Source organism: Aquabacter albus (genome assembly GCF_040049275.1).
Classification (GTDB): Bacteria; Pseudomonadota; Alphaproteobacteria; order Rhizobiales; family Xanthobacteraceae; genus Aquabacter.
In genome coordinates this window covers 49,274-72,273 of record NZ_JBDZDT010000011.1, presented here as the reverse complement: position 1 = coordinate 72,273, position 23,000 = coordinate 49,274, and the positions used below count along the sequence as shown (strand labels likewise).

At 69.2% G+C, this 23,000-nt stretch carries 25 protein-coding genes; 8 read left to right on the top strand and 17 right to left on the bottom strand.

The genetic code is table 11. The annotated features are described in order from the left end of the window. Positions 1-110: 110 nt before the first annotated feature. The 8 genes from ABLE91_RS24725 to ABLE91_RS24690 all read right to left on the bottom strand — a co-directional run bounded on the left by ABLE91_RS24725 (position 111) and on the right by ABLE91_RS24690 (position 6,707). Entirely contained in the window at positions 111-1,721 is a 1,611-nt protein-coding gene (locus ABLE91_RS24725) for a complex I subunit 5 family protein (RefSeq protein WP_348935203.1), read from the bottom strand. Continuing rightward, a complete protein-coding gene (locus tag ABLE91_RS24720) occupies positions 1,718-3,196 on the bottom strand; it encodes a complex I subunit 5 family protein (protein ID WP_348935201.1) in 1,479 nt (492 codons plus the stop codon). Before ABLE91_RS24720 ends, ABLE91_RS24725 begins: the two co-directional genes overlap by 4 nt. After that, positions 3,193-3,492 (bottom strand): NADH-quinone oxidoreductase subunit K, encoded by a 300-nt coding sequence (locus ABLE91_RS24715; protein ID WP_348935200.1) that lies wholly within the window; start codon positions 3,490-3,492, stop codon positions 3,193-3,195. The genes ABLE91_RS24720 and ABLE91_RS24715 overlap by 4 nt, the downstream gene beginning before the upstream one ends. Then, complete coding sequence (locus ABLE91_RS24710) at positions 3,489-4,415, bottom strand: hydrogenase subunit MbhD domain-containing protein (protein WP_348935198.1); 927 nt, start codon at positions 4,413-4,415, stop codon at positions 3,489-3,491. The genes ABLE91_RS24715 and ABLE91_RS24710 overlap by 4 nt, the downstream gene beginning before the upstream one ends. Further along, positions 4,412-4,714: a monovalent cation/H(+) antiporter subunit G gene (locus ABLE91_RS24705; protein ID WP_348935196.1), complete on the bottom strand. Its 303-nt coding sequence runs from the start codon at positions 4,712-4,714 to the stop codon at positions 4,412-4,414. Before ABLE91_RS24705 ends, ABLE91_RS24710 begins: the two co-directional genes overlap by 4 nt. After that, on the bottom strand, positions 4,711-4,998 hold the full coding sequence (locus tag ABLE91_RS24700) for a multiple resistance and pH regulation protein F (RefSeq protein ID WP_348935194.1): 288 nt from the start codon (positions 4,996-4,998) through the stop codon (positions 4,711-4,713). The genes ABLE91_RS24705 and ABLE91_RS24700 overlap by 4 nt, the downstream gene beginning before the upstream one ends. 1 nt (position 4,999) lies before the next feature. After that, the gene (locus ABLE91_RS24695) at positions 5,000-5,584 is read right to left on the bottom strand and encodes a Na+/H+ antiporter subunit E (protein WP_348935192.1); all 585 of its coding nucleotides are present in this window, start codon (positions 5,582-5,584) and stop codon (positions 5,000-5,002) included. Between the two features lie 235 nt (positions 5,585-5,819). After that, the gene (locus ABLE91_RS24690) at positions 5,820-6,707 is read right to left on the bottom strand and encodes a LysR substrate-binding domain-containing protein (protein ID WP_348935190.1); all 888 of its coding nucleotides are present in this window, start codon (positions 6,705-6,707) and stop codon (positions 5,820-5,822) included. A 151-nt stretch (positions 6,708-6,858) separates the two neighbouring features. Here ABLE91_RS24690 and ABLE91_RS24685 point away from each other — a divergent pair, with 151 nt between their 5' ends. Genes ABLE91_RS24685 through ABLE91_RS24655 form a run of 7 tightly spaced genes read left to right on the top strand, consistent with a single transcriptional unit; the run spans position 6,859 to position 12,959 of the window. Further along, positions 6,859-7,827, top strand: a complete 969-nt coding sequence (locus tag ABLE91_RS24685; protein ID WP_348935188.1) for an ABC transporter substrate-binding protein — start codon at positions 6,859-6,861, stop codon at positions 7,825-7,827. Further along, positions 7,827-8,603: an ABC transporter ATP-binding protein gene (locus ABLE91_RS24680; RefSeq protein ID WP_348935186.1), complete on the top strand. Its 777-nt coding sequence runs from the start codon at positions 7,827-7,829 to the stop codon at positions 8,601-8,603. Before ABLE91_RS24685 ends, ABLE91_RS24680 begins: the two co-directional genes overlap by 1 nt. Then, positions 8,600-9,436 (top strand): ABC transporter permease, encoded by an 837-nt coding sequence (locus tag ABLE91_RS24675; RefSeq protein ID WP_348935184.1) that lies wholly within the window; start codon positions 8,600-8,602, stop codon positions 9,434-9,436. Before ABLE91_RS24680 ends, ABLE91_RS24675 begins: the two co-directional genes overlap by 4 nt. Continuing rightward, entirely contained in the window at positions 9,433-10,446 is a 1,014-nt protein-coding gene (locus tag ABLE91_RS24670) for a succinylglutamate desuccinylase/aspartoacylase family protein (protein WP_348935182.1), read from the top strand. Before ABLE91_RS24675 ends, ABLE91_RS24670 begins: the two co-directional genes overlap by 4 nt. Beyond that, complete coding sequence (locus ABLE91_RS24665) at positions 10,443-11,501, top strand: Ldh family oxidoreductase (RefSeq protein WP_348935180.1); 1,059 nt, start codon at positions 10,443-10,445, stop codon at positions 11,499-11,501. The genes ABLE91_RS24670 and ABLE91_RS24665 overlap by 4 nt, the downstream gene beginning before the upstream one ends. Continuing rightward, positions 11,494-12,651 carry a UxaA family hydrolase gene (locus tag ABLE91_RS24660; protein WP_348935178.1) on the top strand — a complete coding sequence of 386 codons (1,158 nt, stop codon included), beginning with the start codon at positions 11,494-11,496 and terminating at the stop codon, positions 12,649-12,651. The genes ABLE91_RS24665 and ABLE91_RS24660 overlap by 8 nt, the downstream gene beginning before the upstream one ends. Beyond that, complete coding sequence (locus ABLE91_RS24655) at positions 12,651-12,959, top strand: UxaA family hydrolase (RefSeq protein WP_348935176.1); 309 nt, start codon at positions 12,651-12,653, stop codon at positions 12,957-12,959. The genes ABLE91_RS24660 and ABLE91_RS24655 overlap by 1 nt, the downstream gene beginning before the upstream one ends. A gap of 17 nt (positions 12,960-12,976) precedes the next feature. On the opposite strand, the gene cnbZ is transcribed toward ABLE91_RS24655, so the two are convergent. The 9 genes from cnbZ to ABLE91_RS24610 form a co-directional block, all read right to left on the bottom strand. Then, on the bottom strand, positions 12,977-13,723 hold the full coding sequence (gene cnbZ / locus ABLE91_RS24650; protein ID WP_348935175.1) for a 2-amino-5-chloromuconate deaminase CnbZ: 747 nt from the start codon (positions 13,721-13,723) through the stop codon (positions 12,977-12,979). Positions 13,724-13,745: 22 nt separating this feature from the next. Beyond that, the gene (locus tag ABLE91_RS24645; protein WP_348935173.1) at positions 13,746-14,225 is read right to left on the bottom strand and encodes a (2Fe-2S)-binding protein; all 480 of its coding nucleotides are present in this window, start codon (positions 14,223-14,225) and stop codon (positions 13,746-13,748) included. Then, on the bottom strand, positions 14,222-15,067 hold the full coding sequence (locus ABLE91_RS24640) for an FAD binding domain-containing protein (protein ID WP_348935172.1): 846 nt from the start codon (positions 15,065-15,067) through the stop codon (positions 14,222-14,224). The genes ABLE91_RS24645 and ABLE91_RS24640 overlap by 4 nt, the downstream gene beginning before the upstream one ends. Next, positions 15,064-17,430, bottom strand: a complete 2,367-nt coding sequence (locus ABLE91_RS24635; RefSeq protein ID WP_348935170.1) for a xanthine dehydrogenase family protein molybdopterin-binding subunit — start codon at positions 17,428-17,430, stop codon at positions 15,064-15,066. The genes ABLE91_RS24640 and ABLE91_RS24635 overlap by 4 nt, the downstream gene beginning before the upstream one ends. Next, positions 17,430-18,152, bottom strand: coding sequence for an ABC transporter ATP-binding protein (locus ABLE91_RS24630; RefSeq protein ID WP_348935168.1), 723 nt, complete (start codon positions 18,150-18,152; stop codon positions 17,430-17,432). Before ABLE91_RS24630 ends, ABLE91_RS24635 begins: the two co-directional genes overlap by 1 nt. Then, the gene (locus tag ABLE91_RS24625; protein ID WP_348935166.1) at positions 18,149-18,901 is read right to left on the bottom strand and encodes an ABC transporter ATP-binding protein; all 753 of its coding nucleotides are present in this window, start codon (positions 18,899-18,901) and stop codon (positions 18,149-18,151) included. The genes ABLE91_RS24630 and ABLE91_RS24625 overlap by 4 nt, the downstream gene beginning before the upstream one ends. Then, a complete protein-coding gene (locus ABLE91_RS24620) occupies positions 18,898-19,833 on the bottom strand; it encodes a branched-chain amino acid ABC transporter permease (RefSeq protein ID WP_348935164.1) in 936 nt (311 codons plus the stop codon). Before ABLE91_RS24620 ends, ABLE91_RS24625 begins: the two co-directional genes overlap by 4 nt. Then, complete coding sequence (locus ABLE91_RS24615; protein ID WP_348935162.1) at positions 19,830-20,696, bottom strand: branched-chain amino acid ABC transporter permease; 867 nt, start codon at positions 20,694-20,696, stop codon at positions 19,830-19,832. Before ABLE91_RS24615 ends, ABLE91_RS24620 begins: the two co-directional genes overlap by 4 nt. 88 nt (positions 20,697-20,784) lie before the next feature. Further along, positions 20,785-21,984: an amino acid ABC transporter substrate-binding protein gene (locus ABLE91_RS24610; RefSeq protein WP_348935160.1), complete on the bottom strand. Its 1,200-nt coding sequence runs from the start codon at positions 21,982-21,984 to the stop codon at positions 20,785-20,787. A gap of 116 nt (positions 21,985-22,100) precedes the next feature. Between ABLE91_RS24610 and ABLE91_RS24605 the strand changes: the two genes are divergently transcribed. Next, the gene (locus ABLE91_RS24605; RefSeq protein WP_348935158.1) at positions 22,101-22,997 is read left to right on the top strand and encodes a LysR family transcriptional regulator; all 897 of its coding nucleotides are present in this window, start codon (positions 22,101-22,103) and stop codon (positions 22,995-22,997) included. The last annotated feature ends 3 nt before the right edge of the window (positions 22,998-23,000 follow it).

The window sequence follows — 23,000 nt, the reverse complement described above, 5'->3', positions numbered from 1 at the left end:
GATATCGCGAGAAAAGGAACCGATCTCCCTTAAAAAACAGGATGAGTTCTTCCCCCAGCGTCAAGGCGAATGCCGTCGCGCGCGCTGCGGACGCTGGGGCATGCGGGTGACTAACGACCCGAGGTCACGGCCGCCAGCAGGAGGGTGATCGCGACCAGGAGCAGCATGGCGGCCGGCCAACGGCGCAGGGTTCCCTCCATGCGATCGGCCGCCTTCATCGAGGCGGTCAGCGTCGGCCCCAGGCGCTTCGCCAGCACCACCACGTCGCCGGGAGGAATGGCGGGCAGGCGCCCCACGTGGCTGCGCAGGGCGGCCGCCAGCGCAAGGCCCAGCAGAACCGGCCAGAGGGTGTTCCAGAGGTCGGCCAGCGACACGACGGCCCAAGCGGCATCGCCCGTCGCCAACGGGAGCAGGACGTAAGGGGCAACCAGCGCCGTGCCGGCGAGCGCGGCCCAGGGGATGAGAAGGCCCTTCGGCGCGCCGGTCTCCTCCCCGGTCGCGGCGGCCCGCAGGCGTTCGAGGAAGCGCAGCATCAGCAAAGTGGTGCCCGCCGCCGAGAGGGTGAGGAGGAGGGCGGCAGTGCCGTCGCCCAGAGGCCCCTTTATGGCGACCTTCGCCAGCATGCCGCCGGTGAGGGGAAGGCCGGCGAGGCTGAAGCCCGTGAGCGCGAGGAGGGCGAGGGGCCAGAGGCGATCGCGCGGAGTCGTGAGCACCACGCCCACGCCGAGGAACAGCGCACCCTTCAGCAGCACATGGTTCGCCGCATAGAGCGCCGCCGCGACGACAGTGCCTTCATCCCCCGCCGTAAGGCCGGCGCCCAGCACCACGGCCACCACCCCCATCTGGCTGACGGTTGAATAGGCGAGCACGGTCTTGGGATGGGTCTGGGTGAGGCCCACGAGGATGCCGAAATAGGCCGTCACCAGCCCCGAGACCACCAGCAGCCCGCCCCAGCCGGGCAACACATCGCCGAAGGGCAGGAAGCGCATGAGGCCGATGACGCCCGCCTTCACCACGATGCCGCTGAGCACGGCGGAGGCCGGCACGGGCGCCACCGAATGGGCCAGCGGCATCCAGACATGAAGCGGCACGAGACCCATTTTCAGGCCGAAGCCCAGAACCAGCAGCGTGATGATGGCATCGCGCCAGGGCGATAAAGGCAGCGCCGCCACCACCTCGCGGATATCGGGATTGCCGCCGGCCCCGCTCGCCAGCATCACGAAGGCCATGATGAGCAGTGCCTCGCTCACCAAAGTGAGCACGAGATAGAGGATGCCCGCCTGACGCGCCGCCGCATTGTCCTCATGGGCCGCGAGGCCATAGGCGGCAAGGCTCACCAGCGCGAAGGCGAGGTAGAAGCTGGTGAGGTCCGCCACCAGGAACACCCCCTGGCTTCCAGCCAATGTCAGCAGCCACCAGACGGCAAAGCCCCGCGCCTTCTCGTCGCCGCGCATATAGGTGCTGGCATAGGCGCCCGCCGCGATCCACAGGAGGGAGGAGGTGCCGAGCAGGATAGCGCCGGGGGTGTCGAGGAACAGCGTGATGCGGAACGGGGCGGGCGGCAGGATCAGGACCCCGCCCGGCGCCAGCAGCGCCGCCGCAAGGCCGGGCACGGGCGCGAAAGCCAGCATCTGCATGGCGTGCCGGCGCACCTGCGGGAGGATGCAGAGCAGCGCGAGGAGGAAGGGAAAGAACGGGGCGGCCGCCAGGAGATAGGTCACGGCATCGCCTCCCAGCTTCCGGGACGGCCGATGGCGAGGAGAGAAGAGGGCTGGAGCGGCACGAAGCCGAGCGCGATGGCGCACAAGGCCAGCGCCAGTGCGATCAGTTCGCGCCGCCGGGAGATGGCCTTGACCGGCACGGGCATCGGCCCCGGCGCGATGGCGGCCAGCACGAGGCGCAGCACATAGCCGCCGGCCAGGAGTCCGCCCAGAAGGATCACCACCGCGATCCACCATGCGCTCTGCGCCACGGCGGCAGACAGCAGCATCACCTTGGCCGTGAAGCCGCCGGAAGGCGGTAGGCCCATGAGCGAGAGCCCGCCGAGCCCGAAGGCAAAGACGCTCATTGGCAGGAGGCGGCCGACGCCGGACAGCCCCGAAATCCTGTCATGCCCCATGGCCTCGGCGATGAGGCCCGCGGCCATGAACATGGCCGCCTTGGAGAAGGCGTGGGAGACGAGGTGCAGCACCCCGCCGGTCCAGGCGATGGAGGCGAACGGCTCCGCGCCCGTGAGCGGGAACATGAGGAAGAGGTAGCCGATCTGCGAGGCCGTGGAATAGGCCACCAGCAGCTTCAGCCGCTCCTGCTGGAAGGCGAGGGTGCCGCAGAACAAGATCGCCCCCGCGCCCAGCAGCGCCAGCAGCGTCGCGCCCGCTTCCGGCACGGGTGCGATGTCGTACCACAGGCGCATGGCGAGGAAGATGGGCGCCTTGATCACCAGGGCCGAGAGCACCACGCTCGCCGCCGGCGGGGCGCCCGCATGGGCGGGCGGCAGCCACAGATGGAAGGGGAACAGGGCCGCCTTCGCCAGCATGCCAGCCACCATCAGGCAGATGGCGAAAAGCGTGATGCCCGCGCCGGTGCCGGCCCGCGCCCGCTCGGCGAGGAGAAGGATGTCCAGCGTGCCGTGGGCGCCGTAGAGCAGCGCCGCGCCGAGGAGGTAGAAGGCGGAGCCCACCAGCGCGAACAGCAGATAGCGCAGCGCCGCCCGGAGCGTTGCGGCGCTGCCATCGAGGCAGACCAAGGGCACGGCGCCGAAGGTCAGCAGCTCCAGCGCCACGAACAGCGTGAAGAGGTCCTGCGCCAGGAATACGAGGTTCAGCGCGCCCCACAGCGCGATGAGGAGAACCCAGAAGGCGAACGGCGCACGGGCCTCGCTCTGCCCCTCCGGCGTGCGGAAGGCGGGCGCGGCGAACACGGCGGTGGCGGCCATGACCACCGCTGTCATCACCAGCATGGCGGCGGAGAGGCCGTCCGCCCGCAGGCCGACGCCGAGGGGCGGGCGCCAGCCGCCGAGAAAATAAATGATGGGGCCGCCATCGGCGACCAGCGCGGCGATCACCAGGGAGATGGCGAGGCCGAAGGGCACGAAGAGATGGGCAAGATGTTCGCTCGCCCGGCCGCCGGCCACCAGCATCAGCGCGACCCAGGCCGGCGGCAGCATGATGGCGAGGACCAGCAGGAAGCCGCTCATTCCACCTCCCCGCCCTCTTCCTTGGCGGCGAGGCGCACGAGGAGGGTGACGGCGAGGGCGGTGGCGCAGAAGGCGACGACGAGGCCGGTGATCACCACCGCCTGGGGCACCGGGTCGGCCCCGAGGCCATCCACGGCGCCGCGCCGCGCCACCACGCCGAACACGATGAAGACGCCCGCGCCGACGAGGTTGAAGGCGAGGATGCGGCGCAGCGGCTCCGGTCGCACGATGAGGCCGTAGAGCCCGAGGCCCACCAGGGCCGCGGCGAGGAGGCCGAACAAAGTCGCGGGGCTCATTGGGCGGCCCGCGTGGCGGGGCCGGCCACCAGGAGGCCGAGAGCGACGGCGATGGAGAGGATCAGCGCCGCCTCCACGAACAGGATGAGGGGCTTGGCGATGCTTTCGGGAAAGCCGAGGAACGACCCTGTCGCCAGGACGCCCACAAGGCCGATCAGCATGAATACCGCCGGGCCGAGGATGACGAGGACGCGCAGCCGCTGGCCTGAAAGCGCGGGCATGCGCGCGTGCCCGGCCATCAGCAGGAGCAGCAGCATGGCGGCGATCACTGCCCCGCCCTGAAACGCCCCGCCGGGATTGTCGGCCCCGGTCCAGGCGAGATGGACGCCCAGGAGGATGCCGAAGGGCGGGAGGACGCGGCCGAGGAAGGACAATGGCGGTGCGGCCGGCATGGGCGCGAGCGGCTCGGGATGGCCGCCCCAGGCGCGGTCCGGGCCGAGCGACCACACGCCCACGAGGGCGAGCAGCAGCACCACCGTCTCCAGCAGCGTATCGAGCGCGCGATAGGCGACGAGGACGGCGGTGACGGGATTGCCGAGGCCGGTCTGCGGGAGATGGCGGGCGGCCTCCAGGGCGAGGGTGGGGGCGGGCTCGGGAAGCAGGAGCACGACGGCGGCGAGAGCGCCTGCCAGAAGGGCGGAGAGCAGGCCGGCCGCCAGCTTCAGGGCGGGCGCGGGGGCGCGGGCCTGGGAGGAGGGGAGCCGGCTTGCGGCCCGCACGAGAAGAAGGCCGGTAATGCCGCTTCCCACCGCCGCCTCGGTGAGCGCCACGTCGATCGCGTCCAGGCGCACCCAGACCAAAGCGAGGACGATGCCGAGGCCGACAAAGGCGATGACCGCGCCGAGCGTATCCTGAACCGTGGCCACCCGGAAGGCGAGTGCCAGCGCCAGTAGAAGGAGGATGAAATCGAGGAGGACGCTCACGGCCGGTCCTCCGGCGTCGCCTCGCCGAGCGCGGTCTCCGCCAGAAGCTGGCCCACGGCGCCGGAGGCAAGCTGCATGAGGAGCCAGACCCCCACCATCTTGGCGGCCATCCAAGGACTCGACGCCTGCGGCAGAAGCCCCAGCAGAATGAGGCCGAGGCCAAGATTGTCGGCCTTCGTGAGGGCATGCAGGCGCGTCAGCGCGTCCGGGAAGCGCAGCAGGCCCAGCGTGCCGGCGATGAAGAAGACGCATCCGGCGCCCACGGCCAGGATGGTGAAGATGCCGAGGAGGATGCTCATGGCCCCTCCGCTTCCGGCGGGGATGCGGCCCGGCGCGGCCGCCGGGCGGCATGGAGCGCCGCCACCGCGAAGGCCGCCAGCACCGCCACGGTCAAGGCGGCATCCACTAGCGCGTCCTGGGCGAGCGCGACCGAGAGGAGGATGAGCACCGCGACGCTGCCGCTGCCGAGGAGCTGGACGCCCATCATCCCGTCCACGGGGGATGAGGCGCGGCGAAGGGCCACGAGGCCCGCACCCGTGGCAGCAAGGATCAGGGCTGCGGCGAACAGCAGGAAACCGCCCACCTTAACGGCCCACCACGGCGAGGAAGGCCCGCTCGTCCTCGGCAAGCTGGGCGGCGATGGCGGGGTCCTGTTGAAGGCAGTGCATCAGCAGCGTGTCGCCCATGGTCGCCACCGGCATGGCGCCGGGCTGGAGGCTCGCCACCGCCCGGAAGCCGTCGCGCTCCATCCCCGGGGCGCAGCGGGTGGGAACGCTGAGGAAGCCGGGCGTCACCTCGGGATGCCGCGCGAAGGCGAGCCGCGCCGTCTCCATGCCGGCCACCGCCGATTGGCGTAGGAAGCGTATGGCGAAGCGGGGCAAAGTGGTGATCCGGAAGCCTTGGCGCGAACCGGGCCAGAGGCGAAGGCTCAGCGCGGTGGAGAACGCGGCCGTGCACGCGCCGGCCAAAAGGTCTGCAGGGGCATGGCCGGCGACGATGTTCCAGGCCGCGAAGAAGCCGAGCCAGCGCAGGATAACGGACGAACCGGCCGGTCCTCGTCCCGCATCGCCGGCAGCCGAAGGGCTGTCAGCGGACCGGGCGACGGGGTGGTCGAATTGTTCCAAGCGGGCCTCGGCGCAATTGTCCACGCTGTGAAGCGCATCGGGCATGTCTATCGTCTGGGCGGAAGCTTTACAACGCGACCGGAAGGACACCCCGCTTAGGCTGTACCGGCATACAATCTGAGGATAGGCCGAGAAACCGCCGTCATGGCTGGGCTTGTCCCGGCCATCCACGGGGCTCCGCTAGGTGCAACTTAAGCGATGGACGTGGATGCCCGGGACAAGCCCGGGCGTGACAGCTGTTCGGCACGGAGATCTTCTGCCCGTCCAGTAGCGAGCCAGCCTAAGGCTCCCGCTGGGCGGTCGACACCACCCATTCCTTGAAGCGCCTCACCTCGGAGCGGCGCTCGTTCTCGTGGGGGTGGACGACGTGCCAGCCGCCGGGGATGCGCACGTTGAGACCGAACGGCGCCACCAGTCGGCCCTTGGCAAGGTCTTCCGCAATCAGCCTGCGGCGGATGATGGCGATGCCGAGCCCCGCCGTCGCGGCGCCGATGGCGAGCACGAAGGAATCGAGCCGCGGCCCGCGATCGATATCGTCGGCGCTCACATTCGCCGCCGTCAGCCATTTGCGCCAGTCGTCCGGGTCGGTGCTGGAGTGCAGGCGGGTATAGTGCAGCACATCCTCCGGATTGCGCAGGCCGCGCCCGCGCGACAGGAGCTGCGGGCTGCAGGCGGGGGTGATCTCCGCGCTGATGAGGAAGGTGGCGTCGAGCCCCGGCCATGCCGTGCCCAGGCGAATGGCAATGTCGGCGTCGCCGTGGGGGAAGTCCGCGGTGCGGTGGGAGGTGACGAGATGCACCTCGATGTCGGGATTGGCGTCGCAGAAGGTCTTGAGTCGGGGCAGGAGCCAGAATTGCGCGAAGCCCGGCAGCGCGCTCACCCTGAGGATGCCGGGCGGGCGGCGGGTGCGCACCGCCTCGGAGACGGCGGAGATGGCGAACAGGGCATCCTGGAAGCGCGGCAGGAGCTGGGCGCCAGCTTCCGTTATGTGAAGCGCATTGTGGTGCCGAATAAAGAGCGGCGTGCCTAAATCTTGTTCAAGCAGGCGAACCTGCTGGCTGATCGCCGCCTGGGTGACGCCCAGCTCCTGCGCCGCCTTGGTGAAACTGAGGCTGGCGCCGGCCGCAACGAAGGCGCGCAACGCATTGAGGGGCGGCAGCTTTTCCATCTCGACGCCTTTAAGGCTGAATTTAAGATAGAAATTCTATTGCAAGACAAAAGCCAGTTGAAGCCGTTTTCACCGATTTTGCTGAGTTTCCGGACTGGCACGTGGCTTGCTTAGGAAATTTGAAAAATAATTTCTAATGGAGCCTTCCCCCATGTCCCAAATGGACCGACGTCACGTCCTCCAGCTTATCGGCGGTTCGCTCGCCGCGCCGCTGGTCACCGGCCTGCCCGCTTTCGCCGCCCCCACCATAACGGTGGTCTCGGGCCGCCTCGGCTGGCCGCACTGCATGCCGTTCATCGCCACCGAGATGAAGCTGTGGGAGAAATACGGCCTCAGCGTTGATCACCGCGACCTTGGAAACGGCAGCGCGGCGGCGGAGGCCATGGCGGCGGGCAGCGCGCCCTTCGGCTACATCAATGTGCCCAATGCCGTCACGCTGATCCAGGCGGGCCTGCCCATCAAGATCCTGGCGGCCACCACCATCGGCGGCACCAGCGTCTATACGTTCGACGAGAAGATCAAAACCGTCGCGGACTTGAAGGGCAAGAAGGTGGCCGTGCCGCGCGGCGTCACCACCCACGCGCTCCAGTTCGAGATGTATGTGCTGCCCACCGCCGGCCTCTCGAAGGCCGACGTGGAGATCGTGCCGCTCCAGCCCACGGACAACATCACGGCGCTGCGGCGCGGCGATGTGGATGCGGCGGTCTCGTTCGATCCTTACGTGTCCCAGGCCGTCGGCATGGGCGCCAAGATCCTGGTGCCGCCGGACAAGATGTGGGACGGCCCGGCCTATTCCGCCATCGTCGCCGCGCGTGCCGACTTCGTGGCGAAGGACCCCGACACCGTGCGCAAGCTGGTGCAGGTGCATTGCGACGTCATCAAGTTCATCAATGACGACCCGAAGAAGGCCGCCGAGATCGTCAACAAGATCATGCGCGGCACTGAGAAGGACCTGGCGCTGCAGCTGGAGTCCATGCGCAGCCTCACCTTCACCTCCAAGATCGAGCCCGCCGCCCTCGCCAAGTTCGCCACCGCCATGGTGACGTTCGGCGTCATCAAGTCGGCCCCGGAGCTCGGGCCCGTGGTGGACACCTCCTTCCTGCCGAAGGATGCCATGTGATGGCGGACATCATCATCAAGAATGTCAGCAAGAGCTTCCCCAAGCCCGACGGCAAGGGGACGTTCCTGGCGCTCTCGCCCACCGACATCGAGGTGAGGGAGGGCGAGTTCCTCTGCATTCTCGGACCGTCCGGCTGCGGGAAGACCACGCTCCTCAACATCATCGCCGGCTTCGAGAAGCCGACCACTGGCGAGGTGCTGGTGGGCGGCAAGCCAGTAAAGAAGCCGGGGCAGGAGCGCGGCTACGTGTTCCAGGAATATGCCCTGTTCCCCTGGATGACGGTGGCCGAGAACGCCGCCTTCGGGCTGCGCAATCTCGGCGTCGGCGTCACTGAGGCCAATGCCAAGGCAGCGGAATATCTGAAGCTCGTCGGGCTGTCCGGCTTTGAGGCGTCCTACCCCAACCGCCTCTCCGGCGGCATGAAGCAGCGCGTCGCCATCGCCCGCGCTTTGGCGCCGGAGCCCGACATCCTGCTGCTGGACGAACCCTTCGCGGCCCTCGACGCCCAGACCCGTTACCTCATGCAGATCGAGCTCCTGCGCATCCAGCGGGAAGCCAAGAAGACCATGGTCCTCATCACCCATTCGCTCGAGGAGGCCATCGTGCTGGCGGACCGGGTGATCGTGCTCTCCGCCCGGCCGGGGCGGATCAAGCTGATCGAGGAGATCGACCACCCCCACACCCGCAATCCCAACGATCCGTCCATGACCGAGCTGCGCTACCGCCTGTTCCAGGCCATTGCCGACGAGATCGCGCCCGTGGGAGCCGCCGCATGAGCCTCGCCTCTCTCGAAACCCGCCGGACCGAAGGCGGCCCCGTGAAGGACACGGCCTTGAAACTGTTCCTGCAATTCATCGCGCGCCCGCTGCGGCACCTGTGGCTGCTGGCGGCCATCGTGATCGCCTGGCACCTCGTCGCAACCTCGAAGATCTATCCGCCCTTCCTGCTGCCATCCCCCGAGGCGGTGGTGATCTCGCTCATCGAGATGACCCAGTCGGGCTATCTCATCCAGAACATCGGCATCAGCCTCGGCCGGCAGATGACGGGCTTCGCGCTCTCGGTGGCGTTCGCGCTGCCGGTGGGCGTGCTGCTCGGCTATTCCAAGACCTTCCGCGAGCCGGTGCAGCCCATCCTCCAGCTGCTCTACCCCATTCCGGGCCTTGCCTGGGTGCCGCTGGCCATCCTGTGGTTCGGCATCGGCGTGGAGTCGATCATCTTCGTGATCTTCTTCTCCTCTATCTGGCCGCTTCTGTTCAACACGCAGGCGGGCATCACCAGCATCAACCCGGTCTACCGCCGTGCGGCCCTGGCGCTCGGCACCTCGCAATGGCGCACCTTCACCCGCGTCATCATCCCCGCCGCCTTGCCCTTCATCATCGCCGGCCTCAGGCTCACCTACGGCACGTCCTGGCGCGTGATCGTGGGCGCGGAAATCCTCTCCGCCCGGTCCGGCCTCGGTTTTATGATCGACAATGCGCGCGGCCTCCTGCGTGGCGAGGAGGTGATCGCGGGCATGATCACCATCGCCATCATCGGCTACCTGTTCGAGAAGATCGCCTTCGACCTCATCGAGCGGGCCACGATCAAGAAATGGGGCATGAGCCTATGAGTGCGTTTGTTATCGGGTCGTCATCGGTGGCACCGGGCGGGCGGGGGCTTGCCTCGCTGCCCGTCACGCGCACCCTTAGGGGCGACCTTTCCATTCCCGTCCATGTGCTGAACGGGCTGAAGAAGGGGCCGACTTTGGCCATCCTGTGCGCGGTGCACGGGGATGAGAACGGCTCCCTCGTGGCGCTGAAGAAGCTCATCGACACGCTGGACCGCGACCAGCTTTCCGGCACGCTCCTCCTGCTGCCCGTCGCCAACCCGCTCGCCTTCGCGGACCTGCGCCGCGAGACCAGCGAGCAGCGGGAGAACACCGACCTCCACCGCTGCTTCCCCGGCAATCCCAAGGGCTCCATCACCGAGATGATCGCCGCCGTGATCGCCAAGGAGGTGATCGCCAAATGCGATGCGCTCATCGACATCCATGCGGGCGGGAACGGTGGGCGCACCCAGCAGCGCGCCGACCTCAACGAGGACGCCACCGGCGAGGTGCGCGCGAAAAGCTTCGCCATGTGCGAGGCGTTCGGCACGGGCTTCGTGCACGTGAACTTCCTGCCGCCCTCGACAGCTGCGGGCCATGCCAACGCGCAGGGCATCGCCGCCTGCGCGGTGGAGGTGGGCGGCACCTACCTCTCGACCCAGCTCGCCGACTATTACCGCGACATGACCGTCCAGGGCATCGAGGCGGTGATGACGCTGCTCGGCATGCTGAAGGGCCAGCCGTCCGTGCCGCCCGGCCAGCACGTGTTCGGCCGCAAGGCGCGCAAGGAGGCGAACCCCACCCGCGCCGGCTATCTTATCTCTCTCGCGGACGAGCCGGCGGACCTCGGCCGCGTGGTGAGCAAGGGCGAACTGCTCGGCACCGTCATCGATCCCTTCACGCTTGAAGTGGCGGAGGAGCTGCGCGCGCCTTGCGACGGCGTGCTGTTCTTCAGCCGCATGTCGGGCATCGTGGATGCGGGCGCCAAGGGCTTCGCCATCGCCGACAGCGCCTTGATGGAGGCGACCCATTGAGTGCGGGCACCCTGCGGCTTCCCGCGCCGCGCCTCGAGGATTTCGCGGCCGCGGTGCTCGAGCAGGTGGGCTGTCCCTCCACCCATGCACGGGAGACCGCCGCGTGCCTCGTCAGCGCGAACCTGGAAGGCGTCGATACCCACGGCGTCGCCCGCCTTGCGGTCTATGCCCGGCGGGTGAAGTCCGGCGGCATCAATCCCGACCCGTCTCTGGCCCTGGTGGCCGGGCGGGGCGGGCTTGCAGTGCTCGACGGCGATAACGGCCTCGGCCCGGTGGTGGGGCAGGCGGCCATGCGCCACGCCATCGCGCTGGCCGAGGACTTCGGCATCGGCTGGGTGATGGCGCGCAACAGCAACCATTACGCCCATGCCGGCTTCTATGCGGCCATGGCGACGCAGGCCGGCATGGTGGGCCTCACCGCTTCCAGCGGCGAGCCGGTGGTGGCGCCGTGGGGCGGCACCAAGGCGTTCTTCACCAACAATCCCCTGGCCATCTCGGCGCCCAACGGGGCGGAGCCGATCATCGTCGACCTCGCCACCAGCGTCGCCGCGCGCGGCCAGATCCTCCTGGCCGCGCGGACCGGGCGCGAGATCCCCGAGGGCTGGGCGGTGGACGCCCAGGGCGAGCCCACCACGGACCCCAAGGCGGCCCTTTCTGGCTCCGTCCTGCCTATGGCCGGCGCGAAGGGCTATGCGCTGATCCTGGGGCTGGAAATCCTCACCGGCATCCTCGCCGGCAGCGCCTTCGCGCCCAATGTGGGTTCGCAGCATGGGAGCGGCGGCGAAGCGGGCATCGGCCAGTTCTTCGCCGCCATCGATCCTACCGCCATCATGGGCGCCGGCGATTTCGCAAGCCGTATGGCGCAGATGAACGCGAACCTCGCGGCCGCCCCCGCCCGCGAAGGCGAGACCATCCGCCTGCCCGGAGCACGGCGCATGGAGACCGCCCGCATGCGGACGGAAGAGGGCATTCCCGTGCCCCGCGAGATCCTGTCCGAGCTCGAAACCCTTGCCGACGAAATCGGCCTTCCCGAAAGCATCCGCCTCCATGCCTGAGCCATGGCTGGGTTATCGCCGCGCCGATGGCACGGTGGGCCTGCGCAACATCCTCGCCATCATCTCCGCAACCGACGCCGCAAACCCCGTGGCGCGCCGTCTTGCGGCGCGGGCGCCCGACGCCGTCGCGCTCACGCCGCTCTACGGGCGGGGCCAGCTCGGCGATGATCTCGACCTCTCCATCCGCACCATGGCGGGGCTCGGCCTCAACCCCAATGTCTATGCGGTGCTCATCGTCAGCCTGGAGCCGGTGGCCGGCGGGCGCGTGGCGGAGCTGATCGCGGCCGGCGGCAAGAGGGTGGAGACACTCTCCATCCAGGGCCTGTGCGGCACCGCGAACGTGGAGGCCGCCGGCGCCGCCATCCTCGCGCGCTGGCAGGCGGAGACCGCGCTTCTGAAGCGCACGCCGTTCGAAGAGGGCGAACTGACCATCGGCCTTGAATGCGGCGGCTCGGACGCTTCCTCCGGCCTCGTCTCGAACCCCGCAATCGGGCTCGTCTGCGACCGGCTGGTGGATGCCGGCGCGCGGCTCGTCTTCTCCGAGCCGGTGGAGCTGCTGGGCGGGGAGGCGGCGCTGGATGCCCGCGCCGCGAGCCCCGACGTGGCCCGGCAGGTGCGCGCGGCGATCCTCAAATATGAGCGCATCGCCGAGGAGGCCCACGTCAACCTCAATGCGGTGAACCCGGCCCCCGACAATATCAAGGGCGGCCTCACCACCATCGAGGAGAAGTCGCTGGGCGCCATGTGCAAGAGCGGCTCGCGCCGGCTCTCCGGCGTGCTCGCCTATGGCGAGGCGGCGCCCGGGCCGGGCCTCTGGCTCATGGACGCGCCGGCCCCCGCCACCGAGAACATCACGGCGCTCTCGGCGGGCGGGGCGCATGCCATCCTGTTCGGCACGGGCGCACTCAATTCCATCGGCAGCCCGGTCTCGCCCACCTTGAAGATCTGCGGTAACCCGCGCACCTGCGCGACCATGGCCGACCATATCGACGTGCGGCTCGACGACGTCGTCACCGCCGACACCACCCTCCAGGAAGCCGCAGCGCGCATCGCGGAGCGGCTCTCCGACGTGGCGTGCGGCGCCATCACCGCCGCCGAGCGGCTGGGCGAGCTTGAGATCGCCATCAGTCGCATCCGGCCCTCCATCTGATGAGCGGACGAACCATGCCGGCAGTGGCCTTCATCCTTCACCCCTTAGACAATGTGGCGACCATTCTCGGGGGCGCGGCAGCGCCCGGCGAGGCCTTGGCGCTGCGCGGCGTCTCCGCTGGCACGCGCGCTCCGGCCGCGCCCATTCCGGACGGGCACAAGTTCGCGCTGGCGCCCATCGCGGCGGGCGAGGCCGTGGTGAAATACGGCGTCACCGTGGGGCGCGCGACCGCCGATATCGAAGCCGGCGGGCACGTGCACATCCACAACATGGAATCCCTGCGGGGGCGGGGCGACCTGAAGACATAGGCCGCCGCCCGCGCGCCTCAGATCACCAGTTCGGTGGCGATGCCGCGGCAGTCCATCTCATATTCGAGACCGGCCACCGGCGGGCGGTTGAAGTACCAGGTGAGGCCGCCCCGCGCCGCGCCCCGCGCGACGATCTCTTCGGCGAGGAAGGGGTGGAGGTCGTGCACGGTATAGACCTGCGCCGCCGTGGTGTCGGCCCAGGTGAAGCCGAGCGCCGCCATGCGGCGCTCCATCTCGCCCAGCACGTATTGTGCCTTCTCCCTCAAGGCGTCCGGGCCCGTCTCGCCATAGCGCACCGTCGCCTCGCGATAGGTGGCGAAGCCTTCGCGCGCCTCGCCGGAGCCGGCCACCTGGAAGGAGGGGGCGGCGGCCGCATCCTCAACCGTATAGGTGAAGGCGTAGAAGGAGGGTTCCGGCGGCGGTGCGATCTCCGGGCACACATTGCTGCGCGCCACGGGATTGGTGGTGCCGTCGAACAGGCCCCATTCCTTCAGGGTGCCGGCATAGATGCGGTTGAAGGCAACGAAGCCCTCCTCGCTGAACGGCTCGGGCGAGCGCAATTCGCAGGCGGCGAAGGCGGTGAGCGGGCGGCCCATGGCGGAGAGATGCGCGGCGATGGCTGCGAAGCCGTCCTTCAGCGGGATGGGATTGCGGAAGCGAGCCCGGACGAGCTTGAAGCCGGGCTCTGCCGCGACGCCGCCGGAATATTGGAAGACGGCGGGAATGAAGCGGTAGCCGCCGGGGGCGAAGGGTGCGGTGGACACGTTGGTGCTCCTGCTTTCGGGGTCAGGTCTTGAGGCCGGCTGCGGCTTCCACCGCATCGACGATGGCGTGGTAGCCGGTGCAGCGGCAGTAATTGCCGGAGAGCGCGGCGCGGATCTCCGCGCGGTCCGGGGCGGGCATGTCCGCCAGCAACTCGGCGCTGGTGAGCAGCATGCCGGGCGTGCAGAAGCCGCATTGCAGGGCGGCGCGCGCCACGAAGGCATCTTTGAGCGCATCGAGCCGCCCGCTGCGGCTCGCTTCTTCTATGGTCTCGATCTCCGCGCCGTCCGCCTGGGCGGCCAGCAGCAGGCAGCCGCGCACGCAGCGCCCGTCCAGCACGATGGTGCAGGCGCCGCAGACGCCGTGCTCGCAGCCCACATGGGTGCCGGTGAGGCCGAGGCGATGGCGCAAAAAATCCACCAGGGACAGGCGCGCGGGCACGCGGTCGACGATCTCCTCGCCGTTCACGCGGCAGGCGATGTCCACATGCGCTTCGCCGCTCATGCCGCCACCCGGCTGCAGAGCCCCGCGACGGCCCGGCGCAGCAAGGTGCCAATGACCGTGCGCCGATAGGCTTCGGGATATTCGCCGCTGCCCAGAATTTCCACATCATCGAGGGCGCGAACGGCCGCATCCACGCCGTCACCCGTCAGGGCGGCTTCGGCGTCCGCGAGGCGGACGGGGCGTTCGCCGACGCCGAAGGCGACGAGGCGTGCCGCCGAAATGTCCGCGCCGTCACAGCCGAGGCCTGCCGCGAGCCCTGCAATGGCGAAGTCGCCGTGCCGCCGGGCGAACTCCGTGCAGGTCCAGCGCCAACCGGGTGCGGGGGGCGGATAGCGCACCGCCGCGATCATCTCGTCCTCCGCGAGGGCGGTGTCGTAGATGCCGGTGAAGAAATCGTCCGCCGCCACCCAGCGCTCGCCGCGTGAGGAGACGAGCTTCAGCCGCGCATCGAGCGCCACCGCGCAGGCGGGCATCTCGGCGGCAGGGTCGGCCAGCGCGAGGGAGCCGCAGACGGTGCCGCGATTGCGCACGCCCGCATGGGCGACGAGGGGCAGGGCGGCCGCCAGCAGCGGGTGGCCACCGCGCGCGCAATGGCGCAGCAGCTCGGCATGGCGCACCACGGGGCCGATCTCGGTGCCCTCGGCATCCTCGATGATGATCCCGCCGCCCGCCACGCGGTTGATGTCCACGAGGATGGCCGGCTGGGAGAGGCGGAAATTGAGCATGGGCATCAGGCTCTGCCCGCCGGCCAGGATGCGCGCGCCCCCATCGCCCTCCGCCAGAAGCCCGACCGCCTCGGCAATGGTGGCCGGGCGTGCATAGCCGAACGGCGCGGGCTTCATGCCGCCGCCTGCTGCGCGAGGGCGTTGAGGACCATTACCGGGGTGACGGGGGTCTCGGCGATAGAGGCGCCGAAAGGCGCGAGTGCATCGTTCACCGCATTGAGCACGGCGGCGGCCGCCGCGCAGGTGCCGGCCTCTCCCGCGCCCTTGGCGCCGAGCACGGAGCCAGAATAGGGCGTCTCCACATGGGCGATGGCGATGTCCGGCATCTCGCCCGCCATGGGCAGCAGATAGTCCGCCAGCGTGCCGGTGAGGAGCTGGCCGTCCGCATCGTAGCGGCAAGCCTCGAACAAGGCTTCGCCGATGCCCTGCACCACGCCGCCGCGGATCTGCTCGTCCACCATCAGCGGGTTGAGGAGGCGGCCGCAATCCTCCACCACCCAATGGTTCAGGCAGGTGACGAGCCCGGTGCCGGGGTCGATCTCGATGAGCGACGCCTGGATGCCGTTGGTGGGGATGGCCCGGTCCTGGGGGCGGCCATATTGGTGGGAGACGGCAAGCTGCGGCAGCCGACCCTCGGGGAATTCATAGCCCCGGAACAAAGCGGTCTGGACCAGTTCCTCGAGGGTGAAGCGGGCCTGCCCGCTCGCGTCCACCACCGCGCCGTCGATGATGTCGAGCGTGTCCGGCACGGTCTGGGCGAGGACGGCGGCGGCCTCCAGGATGGCGGCGCGCAGGCGACGTGCGGCCCCATGGGCCGCTTCTGCGCCGATCGCCGCGCCGCGCGAGGACCAGGCGCCGCCGCCATGGGGGGCGCTGCGCGTGTCGCCGGTGAAGATGCGCACCTGCTCCGCCGGAAGGCCGATCCCCTCTGCCACCACCCGCGCAAGCGTGGTGGCGATGCCCTGGCCGATCTCGCTGACGCTGGCTTCCCCCTTCACCGAGCCGTCCGGCTCCAAAGCGAGGGTGACCGTGTCCATGGCCGCGACCGCCACATCGCCCATGCCATAGGCTTCGCTGCCCGAGGCGGTGAGTTCCACGAAGGCCGCGAAGCCGAGGCCGAGGAGACGGCCCGCCGCGCGGCCGTCCGCCAGTTCCTGTCGCAGCCTGGGGAGGTCCATGAGCGCTTCCAGCCGCTCCAGGCAGGCGGCATGGGAGAGGTCCATGAGGCGCACGCCGGCGGGGTTGGTGAGCGGCAGGGCCGCGACGGGGGTGTAGTTGCGCGCGCGGAAGGAAAGTACATCCTCGCCCCGCGCCCGCGCCGCCCGCTCCACCAGCACCTCGGTGACGGTGCAGGCGATGGGATGGCCCACGGAGCGGTATTGCCCGGTTAGGCTCTTGTTCTGGAAGACCGCCGTCATGCGGGCCCGATAGGCCGACATGCCATAGGGCGCGCCGATGGTGCGCACGGCGGAGACCGTCTCCATGGTGGAGGAGCGGGGATACACGGAATAGGCGCCGAGCCCGTGCCGATCCTCCACGTCGAAGGCGGTGATGAGGCCTCGGGCATCCACCGCCATACGGGCTTTGACGATGTGCTCGCGGGCATGGACGTCGGCCGCCATGGCCTCCAGCCGGTCGGCGATGAACTTCACCGGCCGCCCCAGCAGGATGGCGGCGGCGCACGCCGCCACCTCGTCCGCATGGATGTGCATCTTGATGCCGAACCCGCCGCCCACGTCGGGGGTGAGCACGCGCACCCGTGTCATGGGGAGGCGGAAGAGGCGGGCGAGGTAGGTCTGGAGCTGGTGCGGCTGCTGGTGGGAGATGCGCACGTCCAGCGTGCCGGCGGCGGGCTCGAACGCGGCGAGGAGCCCGCGCGGCTCCAGGGTGACGCCGGTGTGGCGGGTGAAGCGGAACGTCTCCTCTACCACCAGGGCGGCATCGCGGAACGCGCCGTCCACATCGCCGCCTGCGATCTCGCCGGCCCAGCACAGATTGTCCGGCAGGGCGGGATGGGCGCGCGGCGCGCCGGGGTCGAGCGCCGCCTCGGCGCTGGCGGCCGCGGGGAGGGGCTCGTACGCCACATCGATGGCTTCGAGCGCGTCTTCCGCGGCGGCGCGGGAGGCGGCGAGCACCAGCGCCACCGGCTCGCCCTGATAGGCGACGCGGCCATTGGCGAGGGGATATTGCAGGGGGCTTACGAGGCCCGGAAAGGCGCCGTGCCGCGTCTCCATGGGCTGCACCACGCCGGAGAGATCGTCCCATGTGAGCACCGCCGCGACGCCGGGCATGGTCCGCGCCGCTCCGGCATCCAGCGCGGCGATCATGGCGTGGGCGTGGGGGCTGCGCAGGAAGGCAGCGTGAAGCTGGCGCGGATGGTCCAGATCGTCCGTATAAGCGCCCCCGCCCGCCACCAGCCGCGCGGCCTCGGTGCGCGGGGCGGGGCGGCCGAGGAGGCGGAACGCGCCGTCCGCGCCCATCAGGCGAGCCCGCCCATATAGGCGTCCTGGATCGCCGGGTCGTCGGCCAGCTCGGCGGCGCGGCCGGAAAGGGTGACGCGCCCGCGATCCACCACGAAGGCGCGGTCCGCCAGCTCAAGCGCGTTCATCACGTCCTGCTCCACCAGCAGCACCGCGACGCCTTCCTTGTTGATGCGGCGCAGGCCGTCAGCCAGCAGCTCCACCATGCGGGGCGCGAGGCCGAGGGAGAGTTCATCGATGAGCAGGAGGCTCGGCCGGGCCATCAGGCCCCGACCCACGGCGCACATCTGCTGCTCGCCGCCCGAGAGCGTGCCGGCATCCTGCCGCTGGCGCTCTGCGAGGCGCGGGAACAAGGCGTAGACCTTCTCCAGGTCTTCCGCGATGCCCGCTTTGTCGGGGCGCAGATAGGCGCCCATCAGGAGGTTATCGCGCACGCTCATGGCGCTGAACAGGCGGCGGCCTTCCGGCACATGGGCGACACCGGCCTCCACCATGCGGGCGGAGGTGGCGCCCGTGAGGTCCACGCCGTCCACCTGGATGGTGCCGGCCTTGGCGGGGAGGAGGGCGGAAATGACGCGCATCAAGGTGGTCTTGCCGGCGCCGTTGGAGCCGATGATGCAGACCATCTCGCCGGGCATCACGTCGAGGGTGACGTCCCACAGCACCTGCACGTCGCCATAGGCGGCCTGGAGGCTCGCGACCTTCAGCTTGGGCGCGGTCATCGGGCGCCTCCCGCGAGGCGCGCGGCGTATTTCTCGCCGAGATAGGCTTCGATGACGCCGCGGTCGGCGAGCACGGTCTTCGGCGGGCCTTCCGCGATCAGGGCGCCGTGATGCAGCACCGCGAGGCGGGTGGAGATGGTCACCACCACCTTCATCAAATGCTCGATGACGAGGATGGTGACGCCCCGCTCGGCGATGCGGCGGATCATGGCCAGCGCCTCGTCCACCTCGGAGGAATTGAGGCCGGCATTCACCTCGTCCAGCATCAGGAAGCGCGGGTTCATGGCGAGGCCCTTGGCCAGCTCCAGCCGCTTGCGCTGGGCGAGCGTGAGGGTCGAGGCGGGCTTGTCCGCGACGTGCCCGAGGCCGGTGAAGTCGAGATGCTCCTGCGACAGGCGCATGCCCTCCTTCAAGGAGGGCGCGGCCCCGGCGAACACCGCGCCCGCCGCCACATTCTCCAGCACGGTCATGCGCGGGAAGGGCTGGACGATCTGGAAGGTGCGCGCGAGGCCCTTGCGGGCGATGCGGTAGGGCTTCAGGCGGGTGATGTCCTCGCCCTGGAGCAGGACCTGCCCCGACGTGGCGGGGTGGACGCCGGTGACCACGTTGATGAGGGTGGTCTTGCCCGCGCCGTTGGGGCCGAGGAGGCCGAGGATCTCGCCCGCCTCCACCTTCAGGGTCACGTTGTCCAGCGCGTTGAGCCCGCCGAAGCGGCGCGAGACGTTCTCGAGGGACAGGAGCGCGCTCATGCCTTGCCCTCCTTCCGGCGGCGCTCCAGCCAGGAGCGCACCAGCGCGAGGAGGCCGTTGGGCATGAACAGCACCAGCAGCACGATGATGAGGCCCAGCATGGCCGCATGGATGGTGAGGAAGGAGCGCCACACCACCTCCTCGAAGGTGATGAGCAGCGCCGCGCCGATGATGGGGCCGAACACCGTGCCGAGCCCGCCCAGCAGCACCATGACCAGGGGCTTCACCGCGAGCAGGATGTCGAACACGTCCGGCGGTTCGATATAATGCACCCAGGAGGCGTAGATGGCCCCCGCAATGCCGGAGAACACGGCAGAGAGGCAGAAGGCGGCGGTCTTGTAGCCATAGGCGTTGACGCCGAGGATATTGGCCGCGTCCTCGTTCTGCTGGATGCACCGGAGGCCGAAGCCGAGCTTGCCCCGCTGCACGATGATGGCGACGGCGGTGGTGAGCGCCGCAAGGCCCAGCATGGCGAAATAGAAGAGCTGGGCGGAAGCCGCGATCGAGAGCTTGGGCACCGGCAGGTTCATGCCCATGCCGCCGCCGGTGAGATCAGGCGTGGTGTTGACGATCTCCCGCATCACCTCGCCCACTGCGAGACTGGCAATGGCGAAATAATGCCCGCGCAGATGCAGGATGGCGCCGCCGATGAGGGCGGCGAACAGGGTCGCCATGAGCCCCGCCGCGCCCCAGGCGAAACCGGTCGGTGCGCCGTGGGCCAGCAGCACGGCGGAGGTATAGGCGCCGAGGCCGAAGAAGGCGGCGGTGGCGAAGGAGGGATAGCCGGCGAGCCCGCCGATGAAGTTCCAGGACTGGGCCAGCACCGCATACATGGCGACGATGGTGCCGAGGCGCATGAGGTAATTGTCGCCGGCCAGCGGCAGGGCGCTCGCGGCCAGGGCGAGGGCGAGGAGGATGAGCCAGTCCCTCATTCGTACCCCCTCTTGCCGAGGATGCCGCTGGGGCGCACGAACAGCAGCACAAGCAGGAGGCCGAAGGAGAGGGTGACGGCGTGCTCAGGGCCGAACCAATAGGCGCCGAAGCTTTCGATCAGCCCCAGCGCCACCCCGCCCACCATGGCGCCGGGCACGCTGCCGAGCCCGCCCAGCACGCACACCACGAACGCCTTGCCGAGAAACAGCGACGAGTTGAGCGGCGAGATGGGATAGATGATGGAGAGCAGCGCCCCCGCCGCCCCCGCCATGCAGGCGCCGAGGCCGAAGGTGATGGCGTTGATGCGGCTCACATTGACGCCCATGAGGGCGGCCGCCTCCCGGTCCATGCGCACGGCGATGATGGCGCGGCCGATGCGGCTGTCGCGCAGCAGCCGGTAGAGCAAAGCGGTGAGCAGGAAGGCGAGCACCATGGCCGCCACGCGGTCGCCCGGCAGGAAGATGGGGCCGAGCTCCAGCGAGCCCAGCGGGCTGGCGAGGTTCACCTTCCGGTAGTCGGCGCTGAAGACCAGCAGCATGGCGTTGTTGAGGATCAGGTCGAGGCCGAAGGTGAGGGTAAGGGTGATGAGCACCGGCGCGGCGATGACGCGGTTCACCAGCCCCGCCTGCACCGCATAGCCGAGCGCGAACAGGAGCAGCCCGGCGATGGCGGCCGAGATGAAGGGGTGGATGCCGAAATAGGCATAGCCGAAGAAGGCCACGTAGGAGCCCAGCACGATGAACGAGCCGTGCAGGAGGTTGATGACGTTCAGCACGCCCCAGACCAGCGAGAAGCCCACCGCGATGGCGGCATAGAGTCCTCCCAGCACCAGTCCGTTGGCAAGCACCTGTAGGTAGATCATGGGAGTGTGTTTCTGCCTGCCGTCATGCGTGTGGCGGGATTCCCTCCCCCGCAAGCGGGAGAGGGAGCGCGATGCGCTTTGGGAACGCCTATTTCCCGAAGATGAAGTCCGCCTGCTTCACCGCTTGCGGGAAGACCACCATGGTCTTGCCGCCCTGGATCTGGAACACCGGCGGCTCGAGCGAGGTGATCTGGCCGGTGGGGCCGAACTTGATGGGGCCGTAGAAGGTGGTCGCATCCATGGCCGCCAGAGCGTCGCGCACCTTGGAGGGATCGAGGGTGCCGGCCTTCTCGATGGCCATCTGGAGGATGGCCCCGGCCGCCGCGGCAGAAGCCTCGGCATAGTCGGGCACTGCGCCGTACTTCTTCTCGAAGGCCGCATTGAAGGCCTCCGTCGTGCCGAACAGGTCGGTGCCCTTGTAGCGCACCGCCGGGTGCCACCAGGAGGCGCTGGAGACATTCTCTGCCAGCGGGCCGGTGGCCTCGATGAACTCCTTGTAGGCCGGGCCCGCGATCATGGTGAGGACCTTGGGGTTCACGCCCTGGTCGGCCATCTGCTTGCGGATGAGGATGAGGTCGTTGATGTAGCCGGTGGCGAACACCCAGTCCGGCTTCACGCCGCGCATCTGGGTGATGGCGGAGGCGTGGTCCATGGCGCCGATATTGAAGCGCTCCATCATCACCACTTCCATGCCCTTCGCCTTGGCCGCGGCCTGCATCAGGTTGGCGAGGGAGAGGGTGAGGAGGTCGTTACGGGCGAGGATGGCGATGCGCTTCACGGAAGGATCGCCCTTGGAGACGATCTCGGTGAGGGGATCGATCAGCGTCTCGTTGGGGGTGAAGGTGCCGAACAGGTATTTATAGCCCTGGTCGTAGACCTCCCGGGAGGAGGCGGTGGCGGCGATGGTGGGGATCTCATATTTCTCGGAGACGCCGCTCGCTGCCTTGGCCGCGCCGGAACCGAAGGGCGCGAACAGGAAGTTGGCCTTGTCCTCGGTGATCAGCCGCTCCGCCACCTGCACCGCGCGCGGTGTGTTGGAGGCGTAGTCCACATAGACGATCTCGACCTTGTAGGCCTTGCCGCCCACCTTGATGCCGCCCGCGGCATTGGCCGTGTCGGCCCACAGATTGTAGCCGCGCTGCTGCTTCAGCCCCTCGGGTGAAAGGGCGCCGGTGAGCGGCAGGGGCGCGCCCACCTTTATGACATCCTGCGCCAGCGCGGGAATGCTGGCGGCAAGACCCGCAGCCAGGGCTACGGCCTTGAAAATCGATGTGCGGACGGCATTCATTGGCTCGTCTCTCCTCTGAAAGGTGCCTCAAAATTAGCGCTGCCTAGCGTTGCGACAAGCGCAAAAATCAGCGCTATCTGTTCTCAACTCGGCAACGATCGGGCACAGTGGCGCCCATGTCCTTCAATCAGGTCCGCTATTTCCTGGAAGTCGCCCGCGCCGCCTCCATCCGCGAGGCGAGCGAGCGGCTGAACATCGCCCCGTCCGCGCTGAGCCGGCAGATCCAGAACTTGGAAGAGGATCTCGGCATGCCGCTGTTCGAGCGCCGGCCGCGCGGCATGGTGCTGACCCCGGCGGGCGAGGTCTATTCGCGCTACGCCCAGGCCATCGCGCTGGAAACCGACCGGGTGCGCACCGAGCTTGAGGAACTGCGCGGCCTCCGGCGCGGCCGCGTGCGGGTCTATACGGTGGAGGGCATCGTTTCGGACGTGCTCACGCGCCTCATCGCGGAGTTCAACGAGAAGCTTCCGGGCATCAGCTTCAAGCTCGTCACCACCGGCACGGACGATGTGGTGGCGGCGGTCCGCGAGGGCCATGCGGACCTCGGCATTTCCTTCAACGCCCAGCCCGACGCCGCCGTGCGGTTCGTGCGGCGCATCCGCGACCCGCTGATCGCTCTGGTCCATCCCGACCATCCCCTGGCGGGGCGGGGCAGCGTCCGGTTTGCGGAAATCCTCACCTACAGGCTCGGCGTGCCTGAGCCGGGCTTCGGCATCCGCCGCCTCATCGACGATGAATGCCGCCGCCTCGGCGCCTCCCTCCAGCCGGCCCTGGAGACCAATTCCATCGAGGCGCTTCGCGGCTTCGCACGCTCCGGCGCGGGGGTGACGCTGATGTCGAGCCAGTCGAGCACGCGGGAACTGGCCCAGGGGCTGGTGCGCAATGTGGGCCTCGACGAGCCGGCGCTCCTCCGGTCCACCCTGGATGTGGGCGTGCTGGCGGGCCGCCGGCTCCCCAGCGCGGTCACCGAGTTCCTCGCCGCGCTGGACCGGATTTTTGCCGTGCGGGGCTGAGGG